Source organism: Henriciella sp. (assembly GCF_049649345.1).
Classification (GTDB): domain Bacteria; phylum Pseudomonadota; class Alphaproteobacteria; order Caulobacterales; family Hyphomonadaceae; genus Henriciella.
This window is the reverse complement of sequence record NZ_JBARZC010000607.1, coordinates 1-4,217: the sequence shown is the minus strand read 5'-3', so window position 1 is coordinate 4,217 and position 4,217 is coordinate 1. Positions and strand designations below refer to the sequence as shown.

At 61.0% G+C, this 4,217-nt stretch carries 5 protein-coding genes; 4 read left to right on the top strand and 1 reads right to left on the bottom strand.

Translation table 11 applies throughout. The features are described from left to right. From WA989_RS16925 to WA989_RS16910, 4 genes are all read left to right on the top strand, one after another. Nucleotides 1-354 (top strand): antirestriction protein ArdA (locus WA989_RS16925; protein ID WP_424341654.1); only part of this gene is annotated, 354 nt, incomplete at its 5' end. A 5-nt stretch (nucleotides 355-359) separates the two neighbouring features. After that, complete coding sequence (locus WA989_RS16920; RefSeq protein ID WP_424341655.1) at nucleotides 360-833, top strand: hypothetical protein; 474 nt, start codon at nucleotides 360-362, stop codon at nucleotides 831-833. Continuing rightward, a complete protein-coding gene (locus tag WA989_RS16915; RefSeq protein ID WP_424341653.1) occupies nucleotides 830-2,854 on the top strand; it encodes a ParB/RepB/Spo0J family partition protein in 2,025 nt (674 codons plus the stop codon). Before WA989_RS16920 ends, WA989_RS16915 begins: the two co-directional genes overlap by 4 nt. 455 nt (nucleotides 2,855-3,309) lie before the next feature. After that, nucleotides 3,310-3,633 (top strand): DUF736 domain-containing protein, encoded by a 324-nt coding sequence (locus WA989_RS16910; RefSeq protein ID WP_424341652.1) that lies wholly within the window; start codon nucleotides 3,310-3,312, stop codon nucleotides 3,631-3,633. Nucleotides 3,634-3,889: 256 nt separating this feature from the next. Here WA989_RS16910 and WA989_RS16905 read toward each other — a convergent pair. Beyond that, the coding region (locus WA989_RS16905; RefSeq protein ID WP_424341651.1) for an H-NS family nucleoid-associated regulatory protein at nucleotides 3,890-4,217 on the bottom strand (328 nt) is incomplete at its 5' end.

Below are 4,217 nucleotides of genomic sequence, written 5' to 3'. Positions count from 1 at the left end.
ATCCATGACTATGAAGGCTTCGAAGGCGCGCACCTGTCGGAATATGCGAGCTTCAAGACGGTCTGCAATCTGGCCGACTTCATCGCCGAACATGGAAAGCTTGGCGCGCTGGTCCATCGCCATTTTGGCGATGACCTTGGGCAGGCCGAGGCGGCCTTCGACGATTACGCAGGCTGCTATTCGAGCCGGGCAGACTTCGCCGAGACCCTCCACCGCGATACCGGAACCGAAATCGCCGCAGCCCTTGAATACTATATCGATTGGGACGCGCTCGCCCGAGACATGGAACTCAGTGGCGACATCATGGTGTTCGAGACTGGGTTCGAAGACGTTCACGTCTTCTGGACGCGGTGAGCGCCATGACCTTCACCCAGCACTTCAACACCTACGCCTGCGAAGGCGATACGATCAGCTGCGAGGCCGAGGGCTTCACCATCACCGCCCAGATTGTTGCCGATGACAGCCCCGATGCGCCAGACCAGCGGCAGGATGGGTTCTGGCCCTCGCTCTGCAAGGACGCGCCGGGATTTATCGGACCCGGCAATGGTTTCCGCCAGCGCTTCGCCGAGGCGCAGGTCAAGGCCGAAGCCGTCATGGAAGCATGGCGCAAGAGCGAGTGGTTCTATTGCGGGATCGTGCTTTCGGTCGAGCGCGACGGCATTGAATTGGACCGTCATGCCGCCAGCCTCTGGGGCGTCGATTGCAACTATCCCGACACGGACAATAGTTATCTCACCACGGTTGCGAACGAGCTTTTGGCGGAGGCGCTGGATGCGGCCAAGGCCGCTGCCTCGCGGCTCGCCGAGACCGTGACCGGCTGGGCCACGAGATGAGCGCGGCCCGCTCTCTCACTGAATTGCTTGGCCCACCTCCTCGCATGACGCTGGTCATTGCCGAGGCCCAGGTCGCCGAAATCTGGCTCGAGGGCCGCGCGCCCCTGATCACGATCCGCGACTATGACTGGGGCGAGACCGACCCTGAGCCGAGCCGGGACGCGGACGGCTTTCCCTTCACCAAGATCAACTGGAGAGGCCCGGCATGGGCGCTGGGTCTCTCGCTTTACCCGCCAGAAAAGGAGACCCCCATGGCACAGCCCGACCTTAAACACATCCCGCTGGACGAGCTTCGGATTTCAAAACTCAATATGCGTCATGGACGAAAGAAACCGGACGTATCCGACATCTTGCCATCGATCCGCGAGAGCGGATTGCGACAGACCCTGTTGGTCCGCCGCGAAGGCAAATATTATGGGGTCATCGCCGGACGCCGCCGCTTCTTCGCGCTCAAGGAGATTGCGAAGGAGACAGGCGAGGTGCCGCTGGTCCCATGCGCGATCATGACCGAGACGGATGCTGCCTCCGCGATTGCGGCCTCCGTCATCGAAAATGTCGGACGCCTGCCAGCAACAGAAATGGAGCAGTATGAAGCGTTCAAACGCCTGCATGAGGAAGGCAGGGCGATTGAAGATATCGCCACGTTCTTCGGGGTGACCGCGCTTCTGGTGCGGCGTGTGCTGGCGCTTGCTTCGCTCGCCGAGCCGATCCGCCAGCTCTACGCCGAGGACGAGCTGGACCGCGAAACAATCCGCGCGCTGACGCTTGCTACGCCCGACCAGCAAGCCGAGTGGCTTCGTCTCTTCGAGAGTGGTACCGAACGCGCCCCGATGGGCCGGTCTTGCAAGGCCTGGATCACAGGCGGGACCACGATCACCACCGACAAGGCCTTGTTCGATCTCGACACCTATGAGGGACAGGTCACTGCCGACCTCTTTGGCGAGCATGGCGTCTTTGCGGATGCGGATCAGTTCTGGCAGGCACAATCCGCCGCGATTGCCGAGCGGGTCGAGGCCTACAAGGCCGACGGCTGGAGCGATGTCATCTGCCTTGAGCGCGGGGCGTACTTCCATCGCTGGGACCATGTCCAGTGCGCCATGGAAGATGGCGGGAAGGTCTTCATCGAAGTCCGACATGACGGCACGGTCCAGTTCCATGAAGGACAGCTGACCTCCGCCGAAGCGCGCAAGCGGCAGGCGTCTTCCAAGGGAGATACCGATGCCGTTCCCGCAGCGGTCCGCCCTGAAATGTCCGGCCCGCTCGCGGAGTATATCCTGCTCCACCGTCACGCCGCCGCCCAAGCGAGTCTTGCTACTTCGCCCGCGATTGCGCTTCGCCTGATGGTGGCGCATGCCATGGCGGGGAGCGCGCTCTGGGACGTGCGTCCTCACGAGCTTCGCACCCGGAAGGATGAGACGCAGGCGAGCGTCAAAGGCTCGACATCTGTGGCAGCACTCACCGAAAGGCTGGCTCAGGCTGACGCCCTGTTCAAGGCGCTAAACGTCAATCCAGCCCTTCGCCGGAATGGCGATGACTACCGCTTGTGCGAACTTTTCTCTGCGCTGCTCGCCATGTCGGATGAAGAAGTGTTGCAGATGCTTGCGATGGTGATGGCCCGCACGCTCGAGGCCGGGAATGGCATTGTCGAAGCGGTCCTGCATGTCTGCGGCGCTGACCTGTCGGCGGCCTGGACACCGGACGAGACCTTTTTCGAGCTCGCCAAAGACAAGCGTGCCATCAATGCGATGATCGCTGATATTGCGACGACGTCCCTCGCAGACTCCTGCCGGAAAGATACCGGCAAGGTGCAGAAGCAGGTGCTGGCAAACCGGATCGCGGGTGAGGGCTGCGAGGCCAACCCAGACTGGCGCCCGGGCTGGATGCAGGTGCCTCCGACCCGCCTTGTCGAAGGGGCCGGGTCACCGCCTGCCGATGCTTGGAGACGCATTGCAGGACTGTTCGAAGCGGAGGCGGAAAACGCTTCCGATGAGACGCCTGAACCGCAACAGGACGCTGCCTGAACAAGCGTCTCCTGTTCAGCGAGCAAAAGGGGCCGCCCGGTACATGTGACCGGGTGGCTTCGCGCATTCCGGGACGCGAAGTTGGCAGCTGTGATACCTGGGCGATTGCAGAAAATGCCTTCGGAAAAATCGCGCGTCTTGAGCTCTCGATGGACACCTTCAGGGCGTTTGCGGGCGGTCCGATTTGACGTTCCTGAAGCGTGCCTCGGCCCCCTTGCTCCCGTCTTTGCCTTTATAACCTGGACGAACTGACCCGGCCCTGGAACCGGACGGACGAAGAATTTTCCCCGGCGCTTCACGCCTTCCTCGCGCAGCAAAATTCCTCGCCCGTCCGGTGCTCCGCTTCGCTACGCCCGCGAGCGGTTCAGGGCCAGCTCAGCCCGTCCGGGCGGTCCGGCGTCGACGGGGACAAGGGGTCCCCGGAGACTTAGCCAAGGAACGAAAAGGAGACCCCCATGGCAAACGCACTCGGATATGTCAGCGAGACCAAGTCCGGTTTTGAAGGCACCCTCGCAATGATGAACCTCTCTGCCGCGATCCGCATCGAGAAGAATGCGGAAAAGACCGAAGACGGTCATCCGGACTACCGCATCTATGCCGGTGAGACCTCGACCGAAATCGGCGGTGGCTGGATGCGCAAGTCGAAGGCATCGGGACGCGACTATCTCTCGGTCACCCTCGCCGACCCGCAGATCGGCCCGCGCCGGATCTTCGCGAACCTTGCCCCGGTCAAGGGCAAGAAAGGCCGGCACGTCATCCTCTGGAACGCCCGCGACTAGCAGGCAAATCATGCCTCAAACTGGCCGCACCGGGTCTCGTCCCGGTGCGGCCTTTCTTATGGAATTGGTTTGGTTAGCGCGCGTCTGCAACAGACATGGCGGGACATTCTATGGCTGGTTGAGGTATGAGCGGCCGCGTCGCTACCATTCTTGCCGTGCTCTTGGGCGAATCCGATGCTCTGCTAAAGGCTGAAGGTCTCTGAAGCCGATCTACCTATTGAAAAGGGTGAACCGAACCTGAGCCCTCAATCTCGAACTAACGGATCGCAAACTCTTCCCGAGATTGGCCACGTGCTTCGTACTCTCGAAGCCACACCGGTGTTAACCCGCGACCAGACCAAGTGTTGCCCGTCTTTGGGTCTTTGAACTTTGGCTTGACCTTGGTGCGGCGTTCCTTGGTCGAACTTGATGCGTTGCCTTTTGACTCAGCGAGAGGGCGTAGTTCCTCTAGTCTTGCTTCAAGTTCTTTCATCTCCTTTTCAGCTGCGGCTTGGATACGGCTCTGTATTTCGTCACGCAACGAAATGAGCTCATCCATAGAGAGACCTTCAATTTGTAGCTTTGCCTTGTTCATTGCGATAAAC